Origin of the sequence: Streptomyces bauhiniae (assembly GCF_004784475.1) — a bacterium.
In the GTDB taxonomy this organism is placed as follows: Bacteria; Actinomycetota; Actinomycetes; order Streptomycetales; family Streptomycetaceae; genus Streptomyces; species Streptomyces seoulensis.
Map to the genome: position 1 here is coordinate 529,050 of NZ_SRRT01000004.1, position 24,491 is coordinate 553,540.

25 protein-coding genes and 1 pseudogene are annotated in these 24,491 nt (G+C 69.8%); 8 read left to right on the forward strand and 18 right to left on the reverse strand.

What is annotated here, in order from left to right:
- The first annotated feature begins 11 nt into the window (after window positions 1–11).
- Window positions 12–560, forward strand: coding sequence for a hypothetical protein (locus tag E5083_RS16235; protein ID WP_244317520.1), 549 nt, complete (start codon window positions 12–14; stop codon window positions 558–560).
- A gap of 344 nt (window positions 561–904) precedes the next feature.
- Here E5083_RS16235 and E5083_RS16240 read toward each other — a convergent pair whose 3' ends face one another.
- The 4 genes from E5083_RS16240 to E5083_RS16255 all read right to left on the reverse strand — a co-directional run bounded on the left by E5083_RS16240 (window position 905) and on the right by E5083_RS16255 (window position 3,018).
- Entirely contained in the window at window positions 905–1,942 is a 1,038-nt protein-coding gene (locus E5083_RS16240; RefSeq protein ID WP_135786405.1) for a tetratricopeptide repeat protein, read from the reverse strand.
- Between the two features lie 49 nt (window positions 1,943–1,991).
- Window positions 1,992–2,276, reverse strand: a complete 285-nt coding sequence (locus tag E5083_RS16245) for an MGMT family protein (protein WP_135786406.1) — start codon at window positions 2,274–2,276, stop codon at window positions 1,992–1,994.
- Window positions 2,273–2,485 carry a hypervirulence associated TUDOR domain-containing protein gene (locus E5083_RS16250; RefSeq protein ID WP_135786407.1) on the reverse strand — a complete coding sequence of 71 codons (213 nt, stop codon included), beginning with the start codon at window positions 2,483–2,485 and terminating at the stop codon, window positions 2,273–2,275. Before E5083_RS16250 ends, E5083_RS16245 begins: the two co-directional genes overlap by 4 nt.
- Window positions 2,486–2,571: 86 nt before the next feature.
- The gene (locus E5083_RS16255) at window positions 2,572–3,018 is read right to left on the reverse strand and encodes an anthrone oxygenase family protein (protein WP_135786408.1); all 447 of its coding nucleotides are present in this window, start codon (window positions 3,016–3,018) and stop codon (window positions 2,572–2,574) included.
- 91 nt (window positions 3,019–3,109) lie between these two features.
- Here E5083_RS16255 and E5083_RS16260 point away from each other — a divergent pair, with 91 nt between their 5' ends.
- A complete protein-coding gene (locus tag E5083_RS16260) occupies window positions 3,110–3,688 on the forward strand; it encodes a TetR/AcrR family transcriptional regulator (protein ID WP_135786409.1) in 579 nt (192 codons plus the stop codon).
- A gap of 147 nt (window positions 3,689–3,835) precedes the next feature.
- Entirely contained in the window at window positions 3,836–5,758 is a 1,923-nt protein-coding gene (gene uvrB / locus E5083_RS16265) for an excinuclease ABC subunit UvrB (RefSeq protein ID WP_135786410.1), read from the forward strand.
- Window positions 5,759–5,763: 5 nt separating this feature from the next.
- Here the strand turns inward: uvrB and E5083_RS16270 are convergent, their stop codons facing one another.
- From E5083_RS16270 to E5083_RS16290, 5 genes are all read right to left on the reverse strand, one after another.
- On the reverse strand, window positions 5,764–6,453 hold the full coding sequence (locus E5083_RS16270) for a hypothetical protein (RefSeq protein WP_425276729.1): 690 nt from the start codon (window positions 6,451–6,453) through the stop codon (window positions 5,764–5,766).
- Between the two features lie 5 nt (window positions 6,454–6,458).
- Window positions 6,459–8,810, reverse strand: coding sequence for a MerR family transcriptional regulator (locus tag E5083_RS16275; RefSeq protein ID WP_135786411.1), 2,352 nt, complete (start codon window positions 8,808–8,810; stop codon window positions 6,459–6,461).
- Between the two features lie 20 nt (window positions 8,811–8,830).
- Window positions 8,831–9,253, reverse strand: a complete 423-nt coding sequence (locus E5083_RS16280) for a hypothetical protein (RefSeq protein ID WP_135786412.1) — start codon at window positions 9,251–9,253, stop codon at window positions 8,831–8,833.
- Between the two features lie 151 nt (window positions 9,254–9,404).
- Entirely contained in the window at window positions 9,405–9,983 is a 579-nt protein-coding gene (locus tag E5083_RS16285; protein ID WP_135786413.1) for a fasciclin domain-containing protein, read from the reverse strand.
- Between the two features lie 171 nt (window positions 9,984–10,154).
- Entirely contained in the window at window positions 10,155–10,649 is a 495-nt protein-coding gene (locus tag E5083_RS16290; RefSeq protein ID WP_208754071.1) for a GNAT family N-acetyltransferase, read from the reverse strand.
- Between the two features lie 107 nt (window positions 10,650–10,756).
- On the opposite strand from E5083_RS16290, the gene E5083_RS16295 reads away from it, so the two are divergent.
- Both E5083_RS16295 and E5083_RS16300 read left to right on the forward strand, forming a co-directional pair.
- Entirely contained in the window at window positions 10,757–11,275 is a 519-nt protein-coding gene (locus E5083_RS16295) for a GNAT family N-acetyltransferase (RefSeq protein ID WP_135786414.1), read from the forward strand.
- Window positions 11,276–11,418: 143 nt separating this feature from the next.
- Entirely contained in the window at window positions 11,419–12,306 is an 888-nt protein-coding gene (locus E5083_RS16300; RefSeq protein ID WP_135786415.1) for an SDR family NAD(P)-dependent oxidoreductase, read from the forward strand.
- A gap of 326 nt (window positions 12,307–12,632) precedes the next feature.
- Here the strand turns inward: E5083_RS16300 and E5083_RS16305 are convergent, their stop codons facing one another.
- Both E5083_RS16305 and E5083_RS16310 read right to left on the reverse strand, forming a co-directional pair.
- The gene (locus E5083_RS16305) at window positions 12,633–13,952 is read right to left on the reverse strand and encodes a class I SAM-dependent RNA methyltransferase (RefSeq protein WP_135786416.1); all 1,320 of its coding nucleotides are present in this window, start codon (window positions 13,950–13,952) and stop codon (window positions 12,633–12,635) included.
- Window positions 13,953–14,053: 101 nt separating this feature from the next.
- The gene (locus E5083_RS16310; RefSeq protein ID WP_135786417.1) at window positions 14,054–16,096 is read right to left on the reverse strand and encodes an APC family permease; all 2,043 of its coding nucleotides are present in this window, start codon (window positions 16,094–16,096) and stop codon (window positions 14,054–14,056) included.
- 160 nt (window positions 16,097–16,256) lie between these two features.
- On the opposite strand from E5083_RS16310, the gene E5083_RS32020 reads away from it, so the two are divergent.
- The 3 genes from E5083_RS32020 (at window position 16,257) to E5083_RS16320 (ending at window position 17,847) form a co-directional block, all read left to right on the forward strand.
- Window positions 16,257–16,391: a hypothetical protein gene (locus tag E5083_RS32020; protein WP_279632487.1), complete on the forward strand. Its 135-nt coding sequence runs from the start codon at window positions 16,257–16,259 to the stop codon at window positions 16,389–16,391.
- A 113-nt stretch (window positions 16,392–16,504) separates the two neighbouring features.
- Entirely contained in the window at window positions 16,505–17,176 is a 672-nt protein-coding gene (locus tag E5083_RS16315) for a potassium channel family protein (RefSeq protein ID WP_030803045.1), read from the forward strand.
- A complete protein-coding gene (locus tag E5083_RS16320; RefSeq protein ID WP_030803048.1) occupies window positions 17,176–17,847 on the forward strand; it encodes a potassium channel family protein in 672 nt (223 codons plus the stop codon). Before E5083_RS16315 ends, E5083_RS16320 begins: the two co-directional genes overlap by 1 nt.
- 61 nt (window positions 17,848–17,908) lie before the next feature.
- On the opposite strand, the gene E5083_RS16325 is transcribed toward E5083_RS16320, so the two are convergent.
- The 7 genes and pseudogenes from E5083_RS16325 to E5083_RS16355 all read right to left on the reverse strand — a co-directional run bounded on the left by E5083_RS16325 (window position 17,909) and on the right by E5083_RS16355 (window position 24,488).
- Window positions 17,909–18,715, reverse strand: coding sequence for a DUF3159 domain-containing protein (locus tag E5083_RS16325; RefSeq protein ID WP_135786418.1), 807 nt, complete (start codon window positions 18,713–18,715; stop codon window positions 17,909–17,911).
- A 3-nt stretch (window positions 18,716–18,718) separates the two neighbouring features.
- On the reverse strand, window positions 18,719–19,117 hold the full coding sequence (locus tag E5083_RS16330) for an OB-fold nucleic acid binding domain-containing protein (RefSeq protein WP_135786419.1): 399 nt from the start codon (window positions 19,115–19,117) through the stop codon (window positions 18,719–18,721).
- Between the two features lie 64 nt (window positions 19,118–19,181).
- Window positions 19,182–19,868, reverse strand: coding sequence for a response regulator (locus E5083_RS16335; protein ID WP_135786420.1), 687 nt, complete (start codon window positions 19,866–19,868; stop codon window positions 19,182–19,184).
- A complete protein-coding gene (locus E5083_RS16340) occupies window positions 19,865–22,420 on the reverse strand; it encodes a sensor histidine kinase (protein ID WP_135786421.1) in 2,556 nt (851 codons plus the stop codon). The genes E5083_RS16335 and E5083_RS16340 overlap by 4 nt, the downstream gene beginning before the upstream one ends.
- 182 nt (window positions 22,421–22,602) lie before the next feature.
- The gene (locus E5083_RS16345) at window positions 22,603–23,364 is read right to left on the reverse strand and encodes a DUF3710 domain-containing protein (protein ID WP_135786422.1); all 762 of its coding nucleotides are present in this window, start codon (window positions 23,362–23,364) and stop codon (window positions 22,603–22,605) included.
- A gap of 1 nt (window position 23,365) precedes the next feature.
- Window positions 23,366–23,913, reverse strand: a pseudogene (gene dut, locus E5083_RS16350) (dUTP diphosphatase).
- The gene (locus E5083_RS16355) at window positions 23,910–24,488 is read right to left on the reverse strand and encodes a PaaI family thioesterase (protein ID WP_135786423.1); all 579 of its coding nucleotides are present in this window, start codon (window positions 24,486–24,488) and stop codon (window positions 23,910–23,912) included. Before E5083_RS16355 ends, dut begins: the two are co-directional and overlap by 4 nt.
- Between the last annotated feature and the right edge of the window lie 3 nt (window positions 24,489–24,491).

The following is a 24,491-nucleotide window of genomic DNA, read 5'->3' on the forward strand; positions in this document are numbered from 1 at the left end:
TCGCCGGGCACGTGGCACGACAGGTGATCGAGAAGACATTGAACGAGGCTTCTGTGACGCGCCTGCACGCGGCCGAACAGGATGTGGCGGCGGTCCTGCACGACCGGCTTCCGCTTCGCGGTGACGTGGTCGTGAAAGCCGTCACCGTTTCCCTCCGCGTCGACGATGACGTGGTGGCAGCCGCCCGCCGCAAGGAACAGACCCGGTACGACTACGAACTGGACGAGTTGGAACGCCGCCAGGCCCGGGCCCGTATGGAGTTTCTCCGGGACGAACTCCTGGTCGACCCTTCCTCCGCCCGTCTGTACAGCCTGCTCCAGCTGTCTCCACGCCTCGGCGGTCCGCTGCCCAGCAGCGATCCGGACGAACTGGTACGTGAAGTGCACCGCTGGCACCCGACATCACGCTGGGTCCTGATCGCCCAGACGCTCCACACCTTCAGCGAGCGTGTCACGGAGGACCAAGCCGAGGACCTGTTGAAGCTCGCGTCCAGCATGATGGAGCTCCTGGGGCACCGCCGTCTGGCCGCCAATCTGTCCGCCGCTATGGAGGCCAGGTGAGGCCGACCCTGCTGCGCTGGCTCCTGTCCCCGCGCACAGCCTTCTTGGCCCGCCGCATACGCGAGGCCGAAGTCCCGGCGCTGCCAGAGGAAGCCGCCTGGTGCGTGGCCCGACTGACCCTCCACCCGAACGAAATGCCCTATTATTACGCCGCCCTGCAGCTCCTGACCACTCAAGCCGATGGGGACAGGCCGGGGAAGACCGAAAATCAAGGTCAATGAGCCTCTCGGTACGGGCAATCACGGCGGGCTCGGCAACAAGGTGCTGCTCAGGCGTCACCCGCCTGACGCCTGAGACAGCCCGTCCTTCACGGAGATGTTGGCTCTTCTGACCGGCTGAGCCGATCAGGAATTGTCCACGCGGCCGTTCTCCTCTGCGAGTGCCCTCAGCTCAGCCAAGTCCTCCTCGTCCAAAGCGAGTTGCTCCGCCGACTTCAGCAACGCGCCGATCTCGTCCCCCCGGTTCTGGTCCGCGAGGAACTGCGCGTAGTAAACGTACGCCGTCTCGTCCTGGTGGGCGAGGGCCTCGCGGTAGTGGTGGTCGGCCTGGGGCCAGTGCTCCAACTCCTCGTGGAGCAGGGCGAGGTTGAGGTGGGCGTTGGTTTCGCCGTCCTCCTTGGCGGCGGACTCGTAGTGGCGTACGGCCTCCTCGGGGGAACCGGTGTCGGCCAGGTGGAGGGCGTAGGCGAAGTGGGCGCCGGTGACCTCCTCGGCGAGAGCCTCGCGGAGGTGGGTGCGGGCCGACTCCAGGTCGCCGAGGGCGTGTTCGGTCTCGCCGAGTACGGCCAGTACGGAACGGTGCCCGGCGTCCAGCGCCTGCTGCAGCCAGGGCAGCGCCTCCTCGTACTTCTCCTCGTCCGCGAGGAGACGGCCGAGGTTGCCGGCCGCCATGGTGTCGCCGCGCTCGATGGCCCGGCGGAGCAAGTCGGTTGCCTCGTCAAGCCGTTCGTCGTCCTCGCTGAGGAAGGCGCCGTAGTCGTTGAGGGCGCGGGGGTTGTCGTCGACGAGCGCCTGACGGTAGTACTCCTCGGCCTGCTCGCGGTCGCCCAGCTCGTCGGCCAGGACGGAGGCGATCATCAGGGTGACGTCCCGGCCACCCTCGGCCGCCGACCGGAGTGCCGCCAACGCCTCCTTGGGGCGGTCGAGTTCGACCAGCAGCTCGGCGAGAGCCTCGTAGGCGGCGGGATTGCCGCCCTGCGCCTCGGCCTCGACGGTCTTCAGCGCGGCGTCGATGTCGCCCCACTCGGAGACGATGTCGAAGATCCTCTCCGCCACCTCGTCGTCCGGACGGTTCCAGGCCCGCAGATAGAGGGAGAGGGCGGCGGCACGGTCACCGGCCACGAGGCGCTGCGCGGCCTCGGCGGCCAGGTTGCTTTCTGTCATGGGGACATCTTCTCGAACCGGCGAACGAGTTCTCGCCGCCACCCCGCCCTCAGTCCGCCCACCGATGCCGGCCGCGTCCCATGTCCACCCGCGCGCCGGCCATCGGCACCCCTTCTCCGCGCAACAGCCCCGGCGCCCGCCCCTCGTGACAGGTGGCGGGCGTCCCGTCGGCGCGGACCACCCGCCACCACGGCACCCCGTCCCCGAGCAGGCCCATCACCCGCCCGACCTGCCGGGGGCCGACGCCGATCCGCTTACCGATGTCGCCGTACGAGACGACACGGCCGCGCGGGATCGTGGCGACGACCTCGCGGACCGCGTCGACGGTGTTCACGCGACCTTGGTGAGCGCGCGCCCCTTGTGCAGGGCCACGTGATCCGTCTTGTCGCTCTTGATCTCGTACTGCGGGTCGTTCTCGCTGGCGTGGTGGGTGTAGCCCTTCCAGTCCACGTCGTGCGTGTGCTTCCTGGTGATGACGCCCTGTACGTGCCCGGCTTCCGAGTTCCACCGGACATGGTCGTCGACGGCGAATTGCTCCGACATCTCAGCTCCTTGGTCGGGGGTGGGTCCATTGTCGGACGTACGGCGGGCGGGCGGGAGCCGGAGCGAAGACCCCCAGGTCGGATCCGTCAGGCAAGCGCGGCGGCCAGTAGCGCGAAGGCGCCGATGAGGATGCCGACGCGGACGTAGTGGTAGCGGTCCCAGCGAGCCGCCTGCTCCTTCCAGTCCTCCGGCAGGCTGTCCGTGGTCCACTCCTTGGTCTGGTTGTTGATCGGGACGAGCAGCAGGATCGACATGAGCACGCTCAGCATCAGCAGTCCGGCGGCGATGACGACGAGGCCGGCGCCTTGGTGACCCCATTCGGCGACGGCCCACACCGCGGCGAGGACGAGCGAGCCGATGTACCAGAACGGCATCACGGCGCCGAGCATCCGGGCGCCGTGGATGCGGCCGCGCAGGCCGTTGTCGCCGGGGAGCCCGCCGAGGATCGGGTTGATGACGAAGGCGACGGAGAACTCCACCCCCACCATCAGACCGGCGACGACGGTGGTGAAGACCTCGAGTGCGGTGAGCATGATGGACCCTCCCGTTTTCTAGCACTGCTAGCGATTGATTCAACGCTAGCTCTACCAGCGCTCGGTTGTCTAGCAGTGCTAGCATCGAAATATGTCCGTACAGGAACGCAAGGAACGGGAACGGGCGAGCCGTGAACGCCTCATCGTGGCGACGGCCCGTGAACTCGCCGAACAGCAGGGCTGGGACGCCGTCACCACACGCCGGCTCGCCGAGCGCATCGAATACAGCCAGCCGGTCCTCTACAGCCACTTCCGCGGCAAACGCGAGATCATCGGCGCGGTGGCCCTGGAGGGCGCCGCGGAGATGGCCGTAGCCCTGCGCGCCGCGACCGCCGCCGCGAGCGACCCCCGCAGCCGCGTCACCGCCCTCGCCCGCGCGTATCTCGACTTCGCCGAGCGCAACCCGGCCGTCTACGACGCCATGTTCAGCCTCGACGGCGGCCTGGCCTTCGCCCGCGAGGACACCCCGGAACCCCTGAAGGACGCCTTCGCCGCCCTGCTGGAATGCCTCGCGGAGGTCGCCGGGGAGGGCGTCCACCCGGGCCTGTTCACCGAGACCTTCTGGGCCTCCCTGCACGGCCTCGCCACCCTGACCCGAGCGGGACGGCTGCCGCCGGGGGACGCGGAGCAGCGGCTGGAGCTGCTGGTGGACCGGCTGGCCGTGCTGTGACGAGGGCGCCGCGCGGGTGCTGTACCACACATGTCACCCGTAAAGCTATTAGACATTGACAATATTGGGTGCTACACGCAAACTGGACAGAGTCTAAATAGCTTTTGTCCGCTTCTGAGCGGTTCCATCGAGTTCAGGAGCGAACCCATGGCATTCCCGTCCGAGAACCGGCGCATCACCCTCGCCGAGCACACCGCCGACCAGGTCATACGGGCCGGTCGGCCGTTCCAGGTGGTCTCCCCGCACACCCCGTCCGGTGACCAGCCGCAGGCTATCGCCGGGCTGGAGAAGCACCTCCGCGCCGGGGAGAGCGACGTGGTCCTGCTGGGCGCCACCGGCACCGGCAAGTCCGCGACCACCGCCTGGCTGATCGAGAAGCTCCAGCGCCCCACCCTCGTCCTCGCGCCGAACAAGACCCTCGCCGGCCAGCTCGCCAACGAGCTGCGCGAGCTGTTCCCGCACAACGCGGTCGAGTACTTCGTCTCCTTCTACGACCACTACCGCCCCGAGTCGTACGCCCCGAGCACCGACACCTACTTCGCGAAGGAGTCGGTCTCCAACAAGGAGGTCGACCGGCTGCGGCACTCGGCGACCTGGTCGCTGCTCAGCCGCCGTGACGTGATCGTCGTGGCGTCCGTGTCGTGCATCTACGGCCTGGGCACGCCCCAGTCGTACCTCGACCGTTCGTTCCAGTTGGCGGTGGGCGACACCGTCGACCGGGAGGAGCTGCTCGCAGCGCTGGTCGACATCCAGTACACCCGCACGGACGGCGAGCCGGCCGCGGGCCGGTTCCGCGTGCGCGGCGACACCATCGACATCCACCCCGCGTACGAGAACACGATGCTGCGGGTGGAGATGTTCGGCGACACGGTCGAGCGGCTGACCGTCGTCGACCCGGAGACCAGCGAGGTACGCGAGGTCATCGACCGCACCCGCGTCTTCCCCGCCACCCACTACTTCGCGGGCCCCGAGCGGATGCGCGCGGCGGCCGACTCCATCCAGGCCGAGCTGAAGGAGCGCGTCGCGGAGCTGACCCGGGCCGGCAAGCTGCTGGAGGCCGACCGGCTGCAGACGCGTACGGAGTACGACATCGAGCTGATCCGGCACACCCAGGTCGCCTCCGGGATGGAGAACTACTCCCGGCACCTGGACGGCCGCGCACCCGGCGCACCGCCGTCCACGCTGCTGGACTACTTCCCCGAGGACATGCTCGTCGTGATCGACGAGTCGCACGTCACCGTCCCGCAGCTCTCCGGCATGAGCCACGGCGACGCCGCGCGCAAGAACACCCTGGTCGAGCACGGTTTCCGGCTGCCGTCAGCGATGGACAACCGTCCCCTGACCTGGTCGGAGTTCGCCGCGCGCTGCCCGCAGCGGGTCTACCTGTCCGCGACGCCGGGCCGGTTCGAGCTGACCGCCGCGCGGGGCGCGGTGGTCGAGCAGATCATCCGGCCCACCGGGCTGCTCGACCCGCAGGTGACGGTCAAGCCGACCGCCGGCCAGATGGACGACCTGCTCGCGGAGATCCGCGAGCGCTCCGCCCGGGGCGAGCGGACCCTGGTGACGACGCTGACCAAGCGGATGTCGGAGGAGCTGACCGACTACCTCGACGCCGAGGGCGTCCGCGTCCGCTACCTGCACTCCGGCGTGACCACCCTGCGCCGCGTCGAACTCCTCGCCGACCTGCGCCGGGGCGAGTACGACGTCCTCGTCGGCATCAACCTGCTGCGCGAGGGGCTCGACCTGCCGGAGGTCTCGCTGGTCGCGATCCTCGACGCCGACCAGGACGGGATCTTCCGCAACGACACGGCCCTGATCCAGATGATCGGCCGCGCGGCGCGCAACGTCAGCGGTGAGGTGCATATGTACGCCAACCGCCTGACCCCCTCGATGGCCCGCGCCATCGACGAGACCAACCGCCGCCGCGCCCTCCAGATTGCCCACAACGAAACCCACGGCATCCGCCCGACCGCCCTCCGCAAGAAGATCCGGCACACGGTCTCCGCCCAGTACGCGGAGTCCCAGCACCCGACGACGGGTACGTCGTACAACCGGAGGATGGCGGCGTAGGGCCGTTACGCGGGGATCAGCACGGGCTTCGGGGGGAGGCCGCCGTTGTTGTCGCAGCGGAGTTCTTTGGCCATGGCGAGGGAGAAGGAGTGGGCGACGGTGGCGTAGGCGTTTTTCAACGCCTTGATGTTGCCCTCGGGTTCCCTCGGCACAGCCCAGTGCTCCACGCCGACCACTAGGTGGGCCCCCTCCGACGAGCTGGGCACCTTGTCGCTCCGGCACGCGAAATAGACGTACGCCATGTCCGCCGCCGCCACGGCCTTGTCCCCCATCTTCAGCTCAGTGAACTTCGGGGCCGAAGGGTCGTCCGTCGGGGCATGGTCGGCCAGCCTCCAAGTGGCTCTGAGCTGGAAATCCGGCGTACCGATGGGCGTGAAGATGCGACAGATATTCTTGGTCGTGGTGGCGATCGGGGACGACGCGATCAGATCCGCCGCGGCCTGTGCGGTGGTTGCCCTCTCTTCCGACGCCTCGAAGCGCGACGACCCCGTGATCACCTTCAGCGCCTTGGACGCGTCTGCGGACACGGCATCGCCGCCGCAGAGTTGTGTCCCCGCAACGACCTTGTAGTCCTTAGGAGTTTTACTCCCCTCCTCGTCCCCTCCACACCCCGTGGCCCCGAGAAGCAACGAGCCGGCCAAGGCAGCGGAGAGCAGCCCCCCACGTGCCGACCTAAGACTGGTCACTGTTCGCACCTTCATCAGCCGGTCTCCGGGTCGTTGCCCTGCTGACGTGCCCGGTCATTGCCGACCCCGTAGCCGAGCAGCATCGATTCGCGCAGGTCCTGCGCGAACACGTCATTGTCGCGGTCCACGCCGTTCCTAAGCATGAAACCTTCCATCGGGGCCTCGGCCATGCTCTCACCGGCGGAGTAGATCTTGGTCTTCTCGGTCCGCGAGAGGTCCTCCAGCTTCTCCTTGTGCTCGTCCACCGAGTTGTCCGCGACGTCGCCGACGACCTGCCCGATGACCTGCTCGGCAGCCCCGCTCGCGGTATCGGTCGCCAGCGGAATGAGCACCGCGGCCGCGCCCACCGCAGCGGTCGCGGGCAGGAAGGCAACCCCCGCCGCGAGGCCCGCCGTGGCTCCGAATTCGACCCAGCCCGCCCGCTTGGCGACCGCCTTCTCGTAGTCCTCGTGGGTCTTGAGGTTGGTCGCCTCGACCTGGTCGGCGCGGGACTGGTCGAGCATGCCCTGCACCTCGGCGCCCGTACGGACGGTCGCCCGGGCGGCACCCTCGCTGATCTTCCCGTCCGCGCCCACCGTCTCTTCGAGCGCGCTGCGGGTATAGACCTGCTCGGCGGCGGAGACAGTCGCGTAGGCGTCCGGATGCTGACCCAGCGTGCTGAGGAAGCCCCGTACGACGCTCCGCCCGTTCCCGTCCACCGTGTCGCCGAAGTCGAGATGCCCCTCGGGATTCTTGCCCGGCGCGAACACGCTGTCCGGATCGTTCTTGTCCAGCGCCCAGTTGATGTCGTCGATGTAGCCGGCGCCCATGGTGCCCAGGCTGTCGGCCATCGCCTCGTGGTGCTTCTTGAGCAGCTCCGGGTCGGAGGCGTACTTCTCCATGACCTTCTGCATGATCGCGGCGTTGTCCGCGTCCCGCACCACGTGGGTGTCGGGGTGCCCGGCCGGGTAGCCGAGGGTCGCCGCCTCCAGGGCGTGGCCGAGGGCGTCGGGCATCTGGTCGAGCGACGCCTTGTGCTCGTCCGGGTCGGTCGAGTTGACGTCGGGGAAGGACTCCCACTTCTCGTTGCTGAAGAAGTCGAGGTAGTTGTCGATCGCCTGGCCGTCCTTGTCCTTCCCGAGGTTGGCCGTGGCACCGTGGTCGACCGTGCCGTCCTGGTTGTACGCGGTCGGCGGGTCGGCGAAGAAGTGCTTCGCCGCGTCAGGGCTGTTGCCGAGGGCTTCGAGCATGGCGGTGGCCGGGTCGTAACCGGCTCCGTTCACGCCGGAGGGGTTGAACGGGTTCTTCAACCAGCCGTTCACCTGCTTGTTCTCGGCGAACATGGACGGGTCCTCGGCATGCAGTTGCGCCACGTGTTCGGCGATCGGGTTGAGGAACTTGGCGTCGTAGTTCCCGTTCCGCATGATCCCGCCGAGGAGCTGGTAGCCGAACGGGCCGCCGTAGTCGTGCTTGGCCAGCGGAATGCGCTCTGTCCCCAACTTACGTAGCTCCGGACCCCACTTGTCGGTGAATTCCTTGTCGTGGGAGGCGGTCGCCAGGTTGAGACCGAGGTTCTTCTGAAGCTCCTGGACGTCCTTGAGCCGCTCCGGGTCGACCTTGCTGTAGTCGTACGTGTCCGTGGACAACTGGCCGAAGAACGCGAGCGACTTCTCGGGGCCGAGGTTCCCGTAGAAGTCCTTGGCGAACTCCGCCGACGAACTGTTGTCCTTCAACAGCTCGTTGAGCTGCTGGAGTTCGGCGTGCGTGAGGTCCCGGCCCTTGGCCGCGAGAGCGGCGGCGCGGGCGGCCTCCTCCTGGTCCAGCTTGGTGTACGTGGGGGCGCTGAAGTCCTTGCGGTCGGTGACGTTGGCTTCGAGGGCGTTCTTGAGGGCGACGTCGGTGTCGTTGCAGTTGTCGACGATGAGGTCGATCCGCTTCTGCCACGACTCGATGCTCTGCTTCTCCTTCTGGAGCAGCCCGCTGTAGTCGGGGTCGTGCCGCGCGGCGGGGATCTCGGAAATCGGGTGCCGGGCCGTGACCTTGCCCTTGCCGTCCACGCGGATGCCGGCCGCGGGGCCCTCATGGTCCCGGATGCTGACCAGGTCGTCATGGGCCTGCTTGATGGCCGTGTAACCGTCTTCGAGGATCAGCTTCACACCCTTGGCCTCGGCCGCGGCGTCCGCGAACTCCTTGACGGTCTTGCCGATGAACGCCCTGGTGACGCCCGCGTTGACGCCTTCCCAGTCCGCCTTGTCCGCTTTCGTCTTCATCCCGTCGGCGGCGTCCGTGGCGAGCTTGTCCAGCTTCCCCGCCATCTCCGACCAGTCGTCGGCCGCGGCCTTCAGCTTCCCCAGCGGGGCGTCGATGATGTCCTCGTACTTCAGCATGCAGCGCGCTCCCCCGAGCCCTATTTCATGTAGTCCGTGAGCGCGGAGATCTGCGCCAGATCTCCCACGATCTTCACTTCGTCCTTGGCGTGCCGCGCCTTGCTGTAATCGAGGTGATTCGAGATCTGCGCGCAGGCGTCCAGCAGCGTCCGCAAATGCGTCTGCCAGAAGTCGTGCACCTTCAACACGGCTGAGCCGCTTGCGAAGTTCCCGTTGGTCAACGCCGTCGCGGCGTCAAATGTGGACGAGCGAGCGATGTCACCCTCTTTCCCCATCCGGCCCAACAGGTCATACGCGTCATTGCCGATGGCGCCGAGGTCGTCCCGATTGACCACCAACTCGTACCCGCTCCCGCCGCCCTCGGCCGGAACGCTGTTGATCCGCACGGCACTTCGCTCGGACGCCGCCGCCCGCATCGCTGCCCACTCCTGCTCGAACGCCATCGCTTCCCCCAAGTCCCTCCGGGCCCGGCGCCCACCCTATCCACGGTGCGGGCGGCCCGCTCAAGTCCCTCGTACGGTGACCTCGTTCGGCGACGGGACGAGGCACGGCGGCCGCGTACGCGTGCGACGCCGTGCCTCATCGGTTGCCGGGTCAGGACGGAGGCTGGAGTACCGAGTCCACGACGTAAATGGTGGCGTTCGCGGCCTTGATGTTGCCGCAGACGATGTTCGCCTTGCCATTGACCTTGAAGTCGCTGCCCGAGCCGGACGTGGTCAGCTTGCCGCCCTCCACCGTGGTGAAGGACCCGTCGGACAACTGGTCCGGCGTGATCTTCTGGTCCACCACGTGGTAGGTCAGCACCTTCTTCAGTTGACCTTCGTCGCTGAGGAGGGAGGAGAGCTGGGACGCGCTCACCTTCTTGAAGGCGTCGTTGTCGGGCGCGAAGACGGTGACGTCCGACTTGTCGTTCAGGGTGTCCGTGAGATGCGCCCGGACCGCCGCCGAGACGAGCTGGCTCAGTTGCGGGTACGCGGCCGCGGCGTCCACGACCTTGTCCTTGGCCGTGTCGGCCTTCTGGGAGAGCGCCGAGCAGCCCGAACCGAAGGTCCCCGTGGGGCTGGGTGACGGTTCCTGTGCGCTGCTCGGGGAGGTGAGCGCACCGAGCGCGAGCGGGATGGCGGCCAGCGCCGCGCCGGTGAACCTGACCGTGTGCGTGTGGATGAGCCTCATCGCAACTCCCTCCCACGGAGGTGTGAGCGCCGCGAAGGCGGCTTGCCGTTGCTGGGCGGTGGGGGGCCTGCACGGCCACACCCCGGGCAGCTCCGCCCGGGTCCCCGGCAAGGATAGGCAGCGCGGGTCGGGGAGCGCATCTCGAGCGCCTCTGCCCTTACGGCAGGCCCTTCACGACAGGTCTTTGCGCATCACCGTGCAGATCGTTTCGTGGCGACGCGTCGTTCCGTCGGGAGCCTGCTCGTCCCACGCCTCGGGCCGACGGTCGTGGACGAGGTAGCCGAGGCGTTCGTAGAGGGCGCGGGCACGCGGGTTGTCGTCCTCGACGCTCAGTTGCGCGTAGCGCAGCCCGCGGTCCTTGATGCGCCGTTCCGCGGCCGAGACGAGAACGGTGCCGATACCGCAGGACTGCAGCGCGGGATGGACGGCCAGTTGCCACAGCGTGCCCACGCCGTGCTCGACCAGGTAGTCGACGCCGCCCTTGGCGATCGGAATGTCATTGCGCGCGCAGACGGCCAGATAATCGACTTCGCCGGCCCGCACCCGCTCCAACTGCCGTGCCATGCTGACGAGATGGAGCGGAGTACCCGCCCAGCCGCACGACGCCAGATCCTCGTACGTCAACTCCCGTACGCTCAGGCTCAACACCACATCGATCACCCGCATCGCCTCCGGCACGCAAGCATCCGCCTCGGCGGAACCTGGAGCAACCGGAATTCCCTTGCCCGTACCTGAAGACTGGATCAGCCGGGCACGCCAGCGGAAGGGCGTTCATGCCGAATACACCGGAGGGCGGGATCAAGGGCGAGATGACCGTCCTCATCCCCGCCACCGAGGAGCATCTGCCGCTGCTCGCCGACTGGTTCTCCGACCCCGAGTTCGTCCGCCACTGGGGCGGCCGGCCGCTCACCCGCGAGGAAGTCTCCGCGAAGTACGTCGGCCGGCGCCGGCCGGCGGTCGTGTCCCTGCTGGTCCTCAGGGCCGCCGCCGCCGTGGGGTACGCCCAGTACGTCCCCACCGGCCCCCGCGAAGGGGGCATCGACCTGGTCCTCAACCCGCACGCCCAGGGCCAGGGCCTCGGCCCCGACGCCGCACGCGCCCTGCTCCGACACCTCCACACCGTCCTGGGATGGGACCGGGTGACCGTCGACCCCGAGACGTCCAACCTCCGGGCCGTCAGGGCATGGCACAAGGCGGGATTCCGCCTGGTCGGCACGCAAGGAAGCCGTCTGCTGATGGAGTACCGGCCGCCTCCGGCTGCCATGGCGGAACCTGTTCCGGCCCGTGGCTGATCGCCCGTACCTCCTGCCACGGCGGTTACCCGCATCGAGCGCTTCATCGTCTGGCGCAGCGGCCGAGTGAAATAGTGCCCGCTTCGGACCAGTCGCCGGGCAGTCGGTCGATCCGCCCCGCCTCCTCCGCCAAACTTCGCCCCATGACCACGCACACCGCCTCGACCAGCCCCTTCGACCTGTCCGGCCGCGTGGCGGTGGTGACCGGAGCCGCTCGGGGTATCGGCCGGTCCGCCGCAATCGCGCTCGCGGCCGCCGGTGCGGACGTCGCGGGGCTCGACATCGTCGCCGAGGTGAGCCCGCGGATGGACTTCGCGCCGGCCGAACCGGCGGACTTGGAGGAAACGGGCCGGGCCGTGCGTGCGCAAGGTAGGAAATGGCTGTCGCTCCAGGCCGACATCCGCGATATCTCCGCTCTACGGACGGCAGCGGAAAGGGTCGTCCAGGAGTGGGGCGGTATCGACGTGGTACTCGCCAACGCCGGAATCCAGGCATTCAAGCCACTGCTGGAGATGGACGACGCCGACTGGTTCGACCAGATCGACAACAACCTCACCGGAACAGCGAACACCCTGCGAGCCTTCGGCCCCCACCTGGTCACTCGAGGCGGAGGCCGGCTCATCGTCACGTCGTCCACCCAGGGCCAGCACGGCACGAAGTGGGGCGCCTCCTACTCGGCGTCCAAGTGGGGCATCATCGGGCTGATGAAGTCCGCGGCCCTCGACCTCGGCCAGTACGGCATCACCGTCAACGCCATCGTGCCGGGCCTGATCGACACAGCCCTGACCCGCCACGAAGACCGCTACGCCCAAGCCATCGCGGACGGCGGCAGCACCCCCAGCGGCGAGGTCTCAAAGGACGAGGAAACGGCCGCAACCTCCCTGGCCGCCAAACTCCCCCTCGGCGTCCCATGGATCGCCCCGGACGACGTAGCCCCAGCCGTCGTCTACCTCGCCTCCGACGCCGCCCGCATGGTGTCCGGCACGGCTCTGTCGATCACCGGGGGCGACAGCGCACGCGTCACGGCGTGAACCCTGAATCGCGACACACTCAAGAAGGACTGCTCCAACAAGGAGCTGAGAAGGAGCACATCACCCCTGCCCCTTCCTCTTGCTGATCAGACTCACAGGCACGCAAAGCGCTCCCCCCACAATAAGCAGCCACCCAAATACGCCCGCCGGACCCCCGGAGGAAATGACCAGGAGAACTGCGCCACAAAGGAGAGCCAGCATGCCGAAGAGTAGGGTCTGACGCCCTCTTCCCGGTTGGATCATCTCATTCCTCCCTGTCCGGAACCGCAGGCGCGAGAAACCCCAGCCGAAGCCACGACGCTCCGCGTCGTTCGCCGCCAGGCGCCCTACTTCACCGGCTCCAGAATCGCCACGCACTCCACATGGTGAGTCATCGGAAACAGATCAAAAGCCCGCAACGTCCGCACCCGATACCCCCCCTCCCGGAAGTACCCCAAATCCCGAGCCAACGCAGCCGGATCGCAAGCCACATAAGCGATCCGGCGCGCCCCCAGCGACGTCAGGTGCTCCACCGTCTTGCGGCCGGCCCCCGCGCGAGGCGGGTCGAGGACGATGAGGTCGACCTCGGTGATGCCGGTGCGGGGGAGGACGGACTCCACCTTGCCCTGCTCCACCCGCACACGGGGAAAGCCCGCCAGGTTGTGCCGCGCGTCCTCCACCGCCCGCTTGCCGGACTCGATGCCGAGGACCGCGCCGGTCTCGCCGAGGCGGTCGGCGAGGGCGCCGGCGAACAGGCCGGCGCCGCAGTAGAGGTCCAGGGCCATCTCGCCCTTGCGCGGGAGGAGGCCCTGCATGACGGCCGTCACCAGGGTGTCCGCCGCCTTCGGGTGGACCTGCCAGAAGCCGCCGCTGCCGACGCGGTACGTGCGGCCGTCGGCGCGCTCGCGGACGAAGGCGCGGCCGTGGACTCGGTGGACGCCGCCGTCCTTCTCGTCGACGCGCATCACGGACGCGGGCCGGTCCAGCTCGACGAGCGGCAGCCGGGCGCCGGGGCGGGGCTCCAGGATGACCATGCGGTCCTGCGAGCCCGTCGCGGCGATCGCGTCGACGGAGGCCATGCCCGCCCAGTCCCGGTCCTCGATGCCCAGCTCGCTGACGCCCTCAGCGGCGATCATGCAGTGATCGATCGGCTCGACCTCGTGCGAGCGGTGACGGCGCAGGCCGGCGTTGCCGTCCACGTCGACCGCGTACTGCATGCGCGTGCGCCACTGCGGCACCTGGCCCGCGGGCAGCTTGTCGCCCTCGGCCGGCATGACCGTGCCGTCCCAGCCGGCCTCCTCCGGGGTGAGGCCCGCGAGCCGCTGGAGCTGCTCCGCGATGACCTCGCCCTTCAGGCGCCGCTGCGCGCCCGGCTTCGCGTGCTGCCAGTCGCAGCCGCCGCACTTGCCGGGGCCGGCGAACGGGCACGGCGCCTCGACGCGGTCCTTGGACGCGTCCAGGATCTCCACCGCGTCGGCCCGCAGGAAGCGCGCGCCCTCCTCGCCCTCGGTCACCCGCGCCACGACCCGCTCCCCCGGCAGCGTGTGCCGGACGAACAGCACCTGGCCCTCGGCGGTACGGGCGATGCAGTGACCGCCGTGGGCGACGGGGCCGACCTCGACCTCGTACTCCTCGCCCACCAGAGACTGCTTCTGTTCTGCCTGCATGGTGGGGTGACTCCAAGATCGGGGAGGAAGGGGCGGCGGCCACGGAAAGGCCCGCGCGGACAACAGCCGACCAGTCTACGGGGTCCCGCGCACCCCTTCTCTCACTCCTTCGGCCCGTCCTTCGGCCGCTCGGCCGGTCCACGCCGCACCGCGCCCGGCGCGCTCCACTCCTGCCTGCGGCGGGCCCGGTCGCGGGCCACCTGGGAGGACTCGAGCTGGTAGGGCACCGAGGTGACCATCACACCGGGCGTGAACAGCAGCCGGCCCTTGAGCCGCAGCGCGCTCTGGTTGTGCAGCAGATGCTCGTACCAGTGACCGACCACGTACTCCGGGATGATCACCGACACCGCGTCGCGCGGGGACTCCTTGCGGAGGTTCTTGACGTACTCGATGATCGGCCGCGTGATCTCGCGGTAGGGCGAGTCCAGCACCTTCAGCGGTACGTCGATCCCACGCCGCTCCCACTCCTCGCGCAGCGCCTTGGTCTCCGCCGGGTCGACGTTGACGGTGAGCGCCTCCAGGGTGTCGGAGCGCATCAGCTTGGCGTAGGCCAGGGCGCGCAGCGTGGGGCGGTGGATCTTGGAGACCAGCACCAGCGAGTGCACCCGCGAGGGCCGCACGCTGTCGTCGTGAGGGGCGTCCACGGCGGAGATCTCGTCCGCGACCCGGTCGTAGTGCTTACGGATCGCGGTCATCGTCACGTAGAAGATGCACATGCCCAGCAGGGCGACCCAGGCGCCGTGGGTGAACTTGGTGACCAGGACGACGACCAGCACCAGGCCGGTGAAGAAGGCACCGAAGGCGTTGATCGCGCGGGAGCGGACCATGTGGCGGCGCTTGAGCGGGTCCTTCTCTGCGGCGAGGTGCCGGTTCCAGTGCCGGACCATGCCGGTCTGGCTGAGCGTGAAGGACACGAACACACCGACGATGTAGAGCTGGATCAGCCGCGTCGAGTCGGCGCCGTAGATCACCACCAGCAGCATCGCCGTACCGGACAGCAGCACGATGCCGTTGGAGAACGCCAGGCGGTCGCCGCGGGTGTGCAACTGGCGGGGCAGATAGCGGTCCTGCGCCAGGATCGAGCCGAGCAGCGGGAAGCCGTTGTACGCCGTGTTCGCCGCGAGGAAGAGGACCAGCGCGGTCGCCGCGGCGAGCACGATGAACAGGAAGCTGCCCTTGCCGAACACCGCCTCGGCGACCTGGGAGATCACCGGGTTCTGGACGTAGCCGGAGCCGATGGGCACGCCGTCGCGCAGCAGGTCGGTGGCCGGGTACTCGGCCATGCGGACCTTGGTGGTCATGGCGAGCGCGATGATGCCGCAGAACATGGTGACGGCGAGCAGGCCCATCATGGCGAGCGTGGTCGCCGCGTTCTTCGACTTGGGCTTGCGGAAGGCGGGGACGCCGTTGGAGATGGCCTCCACGCCGGTGAGCGCGGCACAGCCGGAGGAGAAGGCCCGCAGCAGCAGGAAGACCAGCGCGAAGCCCGCGAGGCCCTGGTGCTCGGCCCGGATGTGGAAGCCGGCCGTGGGCGCGCGCATCGTGTCCCCGAGGACCAGCCCGCGGAAGGCGCCCCATGCGATCATGATGAAGACGCCGCCGACGAACACATAGGTCGGGATGGCGAAGAGCTTGCCCGACTCCTTCACCCCGCGCAGGTTCATCAGCGTCAGCAGGACGATCACCGTGCAGGCGCACAGCACCTTGTGCTCGACCACGAAGGGCACCGCCGAGCCGAGGTTCTCGATGCCGGAGGCGATGGACACGGCCACGGTGAGGACGTAGTCGACCAGCAGGGCGCTGGCGACGGTCAGTCCGGCGCGGGGGCCGAGGTTGGTGGTGGCCACCTCGTAGTCGCCGCCACCGCTGGGGTAGGCGTGCACGTTCTGCCGGTAGGAGGCGACCACCGTGAACATCAGCACGACGACCGCGACGGCGATCCAGGGGCTGAAGTGATACGCCGACACGCCCGCGATGGACAGGACCAGCAGAACCTCCCCCGGCGCGTAGGCGACGGAGGACAGCGGGTCGGAGGCGAAGACGGGGAGGGCGATGCGCTTCGGCAGGAGCGTCTCGCCCAGCCGATCACTGCGCAGTGCGCGCCCGATCAGAATCCGTTTGGGCACGTCGGTCAGTTTGGACACGAGAGAGGATCGTAAGGCTTCGAACAGGCGGGCGCGCAACCGGTGGCCGCGTTCTGCCTCACGAGTGAAATCGGGGGCGCCCGGAAGTGGGGTGTGCGGGGTGCGTGCGCCCCCGTGCCTAGATGACTGCTCCGGCCCGTCGTCGCACTTCGGAGGTCCCATGCCCGCCGCCGCCGAGCTGCTCGGAGCCGTGCTCGCCCTGGCCGGTCTCGCCGTCCTCACCGGGTGCAGCGTGCGCAGCATCACTCGGCGCCGCCCTCCGTCCGTGACCGGGGTCACGGAACAACGCAGATGAGCGCCGTCACGGTGGGTTGACGGCGAGTGGAACGAAGCACGCGTGTGCAGCTTTGGGCCCCGGTCTGAGACCCTGATGCCGAGCAGCAACTTTTGGACACCGGAAGGACGGTCGTGCACATCGTCATCATGGGCTGCGGCAGAGTGGGTTCCGCTCTCGCCCAGACCCTGGAGCAACAGGGACACACGGTCGCCGTGATCGACCGGGACCCCACCGCCTTCCGCAGGCTGGGGCCGGGATTCGGCGGCCGCCGGGTCACCGGTGTCGGCTTCGACCAGGACACCCTCCGCGAGGCGGGCATCGAGGAGGCGGGCGCCTTCGCCGCCGTCTCCAGCGGTGACAACTCCAACATCATCTCCGCCCGGGTGGCCCGCGAGATGTTCGGCGTGGAGAACGTGGCCGCCCGGATCTACGACCCCCGCCGGGCCGAGGTGTACCAGCGCCTGGGCATCCCGACCGTCGCCACGGTCCGCTGGACCGCCGACCAGATGCTGCGCCGGCTGCTGCCCTCGGGCGCGGAGCCGCTGTGGCGCGATCCCACCGGCGGGGTCCAGCTCGCCGAGGTGCACGCCTCCGCGAAGTGGGTCGGCCACAAGATCAGCAAGCTCCAGGAGGAGACGGGCGTCCGCGTGGCGTTCCTGACCCGGCTGGGCGAGGCCGTGCTGCCCACCTCGCAGACGGTCCTCCAGGAGGGCGACCTGGTGCATGTGATGATGCGGACGGACGAGGTCCAGAAGGTCGAGGCCGCGTTCGCCGACGGCCCCGAAGAGGAGGGCGGTCACTGATGAGGGTCGCCATTGCCGGAGCCGGCGCGGTCGGCCGCTCGATCGCGGCGGAACTGCTGGAGAACGGCCACGAGGTCCTGCTGATCGACAAGGCGCCCACCGCCATCTCGGTGGAGCGGGTACCGCAGGCGGAGTGGCTGCTGGCCGACGCCTGTGAGATCACGGCCCTGGACGAGGCCGCGCTCCAGCGCTGCAACGTCGTGATCGCCGCGACCGGCGACGACAAGGTCAACCTGGTCGTCTCGCTGCTCGCCAAGACGGAGTACGGCGTCCCGCGCGTCGTCGCCCGGGTGAACAACCCCAAGAACGAGTGGCTCTTCAACGAGTCCTGGGGCGTGGACGTGGCCGTCTCCACGCCGCGTCTGATGTCCGCCCTGGTCGAGGAGGCGGTGAGCGTCGGCGACCTGGTCCGGCTGCTGCGCTTCAGCCACGGCGACGCCAACCTGGTCGAGCTGACCCTGCCGGAGGAGTCGGCGCTGGCCGGCACCCAGGTCGGGGACGTGGAGTGGCCCGAGGACACCAGCCTGGTCACCATCATCCGCGGCACCCGCGTGCTGACGCCGTCCAAGGAGGACTCCCTGGAGGCGGGCGACGAACTCCTCTTCGTGGCCGCGCAGGCCCGCGAGGAGCAGTTGGAGGACCTGCTGTCGGTCCGCCGCGACAGCGCCTGAGGCCGGACGTACGAAGAGAGCACCTACTGACGTCAGTAGGTGCTCTCTTCGTACAAGCTGGTTACGCGCCCCTGCGGTGCCGTCCCGCCGCGGGCTCGCCGTTCTCGGCGGCGGCGCCCGCACGCTCGGCCTTCGCCGCCTCCTCCGCCTTCTCGGCGGCCTCCATCTCGGCGAACACGTCGATCGGCGGCGGCGCCTTGGCGAGGAAGACCCAGGTGAGCCAGACCGCCAGCAGGAAGGGCGGGATCTTCAGGATGACCAGGACCCAGCCGAGCTGCGTGGTGTCGGCCCACCAGTAGAGCGGGAAGAGGATCGCGCACTTGGCGAGCAGGATCAGGCCCCAGGCCCAACTGGCCTTGGTGTACGCCTTTTTGCGGCCGGGATTGCGGGTGCGCCAGGAGAGGTTCTCCTTGAACACCGGCCCCAGCATCAGCCCGATCAGCGGCACCCCGGCGAGCGTCGTGATGATGTACGCCAGCGCCAGGCCCAGGGTGTAGAGCATGCCGGGCAGGTAGAAGTCCTTGGCGTTGCCCGTGAACATGGCGAACACGACACCGAAGGCGACCCCGAAGACACCGCTGAAGGCGTGCTTGACGGTGTCCTTGCGCAGCAGCCGGACCACCAGCATGACCACCGAGACCGCCAGCGCGGCGATCGCGGAGAGATGCAGGTCCTTGTTGATCGTGAAGATCGTGACGAAGATCAGGCCGGGCAGCACCGTCTCGACCATGCCGCGGATGCCGCCGAACGCCTCGAACAGCGCGGCCTCGGTGACCGTCCGCGAGTCGTGGACCTGGCCGTCGTCCTCACGGCGGCCGTCCGGCGGGCTCTGTCCGGCGTCTTGGGTCGGCTTGTCGAGGGACGTCACCGGCTACTCCCGTCCGAGGGGTCGCAGTTCGTATTTCGGGTTGAACAGCACGCGGCGGCCCCGGCTCATCGAGATCCGGCCCGATGCGATCAGCTTGCGTCCCGGTTCGATGCCCGTGATGGAGCGCCTGCCGAGCCACACCACGTCCAGCGCGGCGGTGCCGTCGAACAACTCCGCCTCCAGCGCCGGGACTCCCGCCCGCGGTCGCAGGGTGACCGTGCGCAAGGTACCAGTTACGGTGACGATCTGCCGGTCGTGGCAGTCGCCGATCCGGGTGCAGCCCGCGGTCTCGGCGTCCTCCCGCAGCTCCTCCGACTCCAGGTCCTCCTGCGAGGTGGAGAGCCGGTCCAGCATGCGGCGGAACCGGCCTGCCGGCTTTTCGGATCGAGGAACGCCACTCATATCTGAAGCGTACCGGGGTGTGCCCCCGAGGCCGTACTCCAGAGGGCCCTGTTCGAACACCGGTTCACTTCTCGAAGCGGTAGCCCATGCCGGGTTCGGTGATGAAGTGCCGGGGGTGGGCCGGGTCGGCCTCCAGCTTGCGGCGGAGCTGGGCCATGTAGACCCGCAGATAGTTGGTCTCGGTGCCGTAGGAGGGCCCCCAGACCTCCCGCAGCAACTGCTTCTGGCCGACCAGCCGGCCGGTGTTGCGGACCAGCACCTCCAGCAGATGCCACTCGGTCGGGGTGAGCCGTACGTCCCTGCCGCCCCGGTCGACCTTCTTCGCGGCCAGGTCGACGGTGAAGCCGTCCGTCTCCACGGTGGTCACCTCGTCCTCGCCCGGCCCGACCGGCTCGGCCCGGCGCACGGCGGCCCGCAGCCGGGCCAGCAGTTCGTCCATGCCGAAGGGCTTGGTGACGTAGTCGTCGGCGCCCGCGTCCAGCGCCTCGACCTTCTCGTCGGAGGAATGCCGGGCGGACAGCACCAGGATGGGCACCCGCGTCCAGCCGCGCAGGCCCCGGATCACCTCGACGCCGTCCATGTCGGGCAGGCCGAGGTCCAGGACGATCACGTCGGGGTGGCGGGAGGCGGCGAGCTGGAGCGCGGTGCGGCCGTCGGGGGCCGAGTCGACGTCGTACGAGCGCGCCTTGAGGTTGATCACGAGGGCCCGCACGATCTGCGGTTCGTCGTCGACCACCAGCACCCTGGTCATTGCGGCTGCCTTTCCTGTTCTGCGGTGTCCTGCCCGGCGTCCGACGGCTCGGGGCGGGGCCGGGCGGCGCGGAGGCTGAGCACCATGGTGAGTCCGCCGCCGGGGGTGTCCTCGGCGGTCAGGGTGCCGTCCATGGCCTCGGCGAAGCCTCGGGCCACCGCGAGGCCGAGTCCGACCCCGGCGCCGCGCGGGGCGTCGCCGTACCGCTGGAACGGCTCGAAGATACGGTCCTTCGCGTCGTCCGGCACGCCGGGCCCCCGGTCCACGACCCGCACCTCGACCCGGTCCACCAGGGCACTGGCGGAGACGGTGACGCGCTGGCCGGGCGGGCTGTACTTGACGGCGTTCTCCACCAGGTTGGCGACCGAGCGCTCCAGCAGGCCGGGGTCGACGGCGACCATGGGCAGCGTCTCGGGCACGTCCAGGCCGACGCTGTCCTCGGGGACGCCGACCAGCGCCATGGGGACCACTTCGTCCACGTCGATCTCGCGGATCAGCGGGGTGACGGTGCCGGTCTGGAGGCGGGACATGTCGAGCAGGTTGCCCACCAGGTGGTCGAGCCGGTCGGCGCCCTCCTCGATGCCCTCCAGCAGCTCGGCCCGGTCCTCCTCGGACCAGGCCACGTCGTCGGAGCGCAGGGAGGAGACGGCGGCCTTGATCCCGGCGAGCGGGGTGCGCAGGTCGTGGCTGACGGCGGCGAGCAGGGCGGTGCGGATGCGGTTGCCCTCGGCGAGCGCGCCCGCCCGGTCGGCCTCGGCCTTGAGGCGGCGCCGGTCGAGCACGACGGCGGCCTGCGCGGCGAAGGCGGCCAGCACCCGGCGGTCCTCGGCGGGCAGCACGCGGCCGGTGAGCGCGAGCGCCATGTGGTCGCCGACCGGCATGTCCACATCGGCGTCCTCGGGCCGCTCCAGCGGGGGTCCGACCCCGGCGCGCCCGGCGCAGGTCCAGGGTTCCAGGTCGCCCGCCCGTTCCAGCAGGGCGGCGGACTCCATGGCGAAGGTCTCCCGGACCCGTTCCAGCAGCGCCTCCAGGCTGGTCTCACCGCGCAGGACGTTGCCGGCGAGGAAGGAGAGGATCTCCGACTCGGCGCGCAGCCGGGCCGCCTGGTGGGTGCGGCGGGCGGCGAGGTCGACCACGGAGGCGACCGCCATGCCGACGCCGAAGAAGATCGCGATGGCGACGATGTTGCGCGGGTCGGAGACGGTCAGCCGGTGCAGGGGCGGGGTGTAGAAGAAGTTCAGCAGCAGGGAGCCCAGCGCGGCCGAGGCGAGCGCGGGCAGCAGTCCGCCGAGCAGGGCGGCCGCCACCGTGACGGCCAGGAACAGCAGCATGTCGTTGGCGAGGCCGAGGTCGACGGCGTTGAGCAGCAGCGCCAGCAGGGCCGGACCCGCGAGCGCCGTCGCCCAGCCCGCGACGATCCGGCCCCGGCCGAGCCGCGAGCCGCGCGCCACGGGCAGTCCGCGCCCCTTGGCGACCTCCTCATGGGTGACGATGTGCACGTCGATGTCGGGTCCGGACTCGCGCGCGACGGTGGCGCCGACGCCGGGCCCGAAGACGTACTGCCAGGTCTTGCGGCGGGAGGAGCCGAGCACGATCTGGGTGGCGTTGACGCCGCGCGCGAAGGCCAGCAGGGCGGCGGGTATGTCGTCGCCGACCACGTGGTGGAAGGTGCCGCCGAGGTCCTCCACCAGGGTGCGCTGGAGGGCGAGTTCCTTCGGGGAGGCGGCGGTCAGGCCGTCGCTGCGGGCGATGTAGACCGCCAGCACCTCGCCGCCGGCGCCCTTCTCGGCGAGCCGGGCGGCGCGGCGGATCAGGGTGCGCCCCTCGGGTCCGCCGGTCAGGCCGACCACGATGCGCTCGCGGGAGCCCCAGATGCGGGAGACCCGGTGCTCGCTGCGGTAGGCGTTCAGATGCTCGTCGACCCGGTCGGCCACCCACAGCAGGGCCAGCTCGCGCAGGGCGGTGAGGTTGCCGGGGCGGAAGTAGTTGGACAGGGCCGCGTCGACCTTGTCGGGCTGGTAGACGTTGCCGTGCGCCATGCGGCGGCGCAGGGCCTGCGGGGACATGTCGACCAGCTCGATCTGGTCGGCCCTGCGCACCACCTCGTCGGGCACCGTCTCGCGCTGGCGGACCCCGGTGATCGACTCGACCACGTCCCCGAGGGACTCCAGGTGCTGGATGTTGACGGTGGAGACGACATCGACGCCGGCGGCGAGGAGTTCCTCCACGTCCTGCCAGCGCTTGGTGTTGCGGGAGCCGGGGACGTTGGTGTGCGCGAGTTCGTCCACCAGGGCGACGGCGGGCGCCCGGCGCAGTACGGCGTCGACGTCCATCTCCTCGAACCAGGCGCCCCGGTGCTCCAGCCGGCGGCGCGGCACCTGCTCCAGGCCGTGCAGCAGCGTCTCGGTGCGGGGGCGGCCGTGGTGCTCGACGTACGCCACCACGCAGTCGGTGCCCCGCTCCAGGCGGCGGTGTGCCTCGGCGAGCATGGCGTAGGTCTTGCCCACACCCGGTGCCGCGCCGAGGTAGATCCGAAGCTTGCCGCGTGCCATGGCCCCATTGTCTTTCCGGTGACTGCCGTCTGCGCCGCGTCGACCTTACGGCGGGCGGTGCGGACAAAGCGGACGGGGGGCCGCGCGACGGGACGCTTTGACGCAACCCTGACGCCTCGGGCGCACGCACGCGCGAAGGGCCGTACCCCCGGGGGTACGGCCCTTCTGCTCGTGTCTCTCGCTCAGCGGACCTCGGTGATCTCCGGGCCGCGCTGGAGCTGGCCCATGCCGCCGGAGAAGCGGGAGCCCTCCTCCTGCTGGTCCTGCTGCTGGACGCCCTCGGGGACCATCTGGGCGTCGTTGGGCAGCTTGAGGACGATCGGGTCGCGGGGCGCCATCGGGCCCTCGCCGCGCACCACGACGGTGTCCCGGAAGATCTGCTCCAGCAGCCCGGCCGCCTGCGGCTGCACCGCGCCCTGGCCGGAGATCACACCGCGCAGGAACCAGCGCGGGCCGTCCACGCCGATGAACCGGACGACCTGGAAGCCGCCCGTGCCGTCGGGGAGCTGCACCGGCACCTGGGCCCGCAGCTCCCAGCCGAGCGGGCCCTCGACCTCGTCGACGATGCCGCCCTGCTGGGTGATGCCGCCCGCGATCTCGTCGCGGACCTCGCCCCAGATGCCCTCGCGCTTGGGAGCGGCGAACGCCTGGAGCTGGACGGCGCTGTCGCGCAGGACGACGGTCGCGGCGACGATCGCGTCACCGGCGACCTCGACCCGCAGTTCCATGCCGTCGACCCCGGGTACGAACAGACCGCCCAGGTCGACGCGGCCCTCGGCCGGGTCGCGCACCTCGGTGGAGTCCCAGGGTCCGTCGGGGCGCGGCTCGGGCTCGAGCCGTACCCGCGTCTGCTCTTCCGCCTCGGTGTCGACGCTGTCGACGACCTGCTCGGCCTCGCCGGCCGCGTCCTCGGCGGCACCCTTCTTGTTGCGACGTCCGAACACGTCACTGTCCTTCCCGGTCGGATACGACCGAAGCGTATCGATTCCCACCCGCCCGGCCACCCGCGGCGGCCGGACCGTCGTGCCGCGCTAGCCGTCCACCGAGGCGTGGCCTCCGGTGGACCCGAAGCCCCCCTCGGCCCTCACCGAACCGGGAAGTTCCGCGACCTCCTGGAAGCGGACCCTCTCGACCTGCTGGACGACCAGTTGGGCAATCCGGTCGAAGCGCTCGAACCGCACACTGTCGCGCGGATCGAGATTCACCACGATCACCTTGATCTCTCCACGGTACCCGGCATCAACCGTCCCCGGGGCGTTCACAAGCGCCACTCCGCAGCGGGCCGCCAGCCCTGAGCGGGGGTGCACGAAGGCCGCGTACCCCTCGGGCAGCGCGATGGCCACGCCCGTGGGCAGCACGGCCCGCTCACCGGGCTTCAGTTCGCATGCCTCGGTGGTGCGCAGATCGGCGCCGGCGTCGCCGGGGTGCTCGTACGCCGGAAGCGGTACGTCGGGGTCGATGCGGCGGAGGGAGACGTCCAGCGGGGCGCTCACGGGTTCACCTCGAAGGCACGGGAGCGCCGGATCTGGTCCGGGTCGCTCATGGCGGCCCGGATCTCCTGCTCGCGGCCGTGTTCGGTGAAGTGGTCGACCTTCACCTCGATGAACAGCGCCTCCGCGCGGACGGCGACGGGGCCCTCGGGACCGCCGATGCGGCCGGTCGCGCGGGAGTAGATCTTGCGGCCGGCGACCGCGGTGACCTCGGCCTCAAGGTGCAGCACGGTGCCGACGGGCACCGGGGCCACGAAGTCGGTCTCCAGCCGTCCGGTGACGGCGATGGTGCGCAGCAGCCAGTTCAGCGAGCCGAGGGTCTCGTCCAGGGCGGTGGCCAGCACCCCGCCGTGCGCGAGGCCGGGGGCGCCCTGGTGGGCGGGCTGGACGGTGAACTCGGCGGTCAGCGAGACGCCGTCGCCCGCGCGTGCCTCCAGGTGCAGCCCGTGCGGCTGGCCGGGGCCGCAGCCGAAACAGTGTTCGTAGTGGGCACCGAGCGGCTCACCGGGCGCGGGGGCGTCGGGATGCCGGACGGGGGGCTGTGCGTCGGCGGGGGGCAGGAGGCTGGCTGAACTCACAGG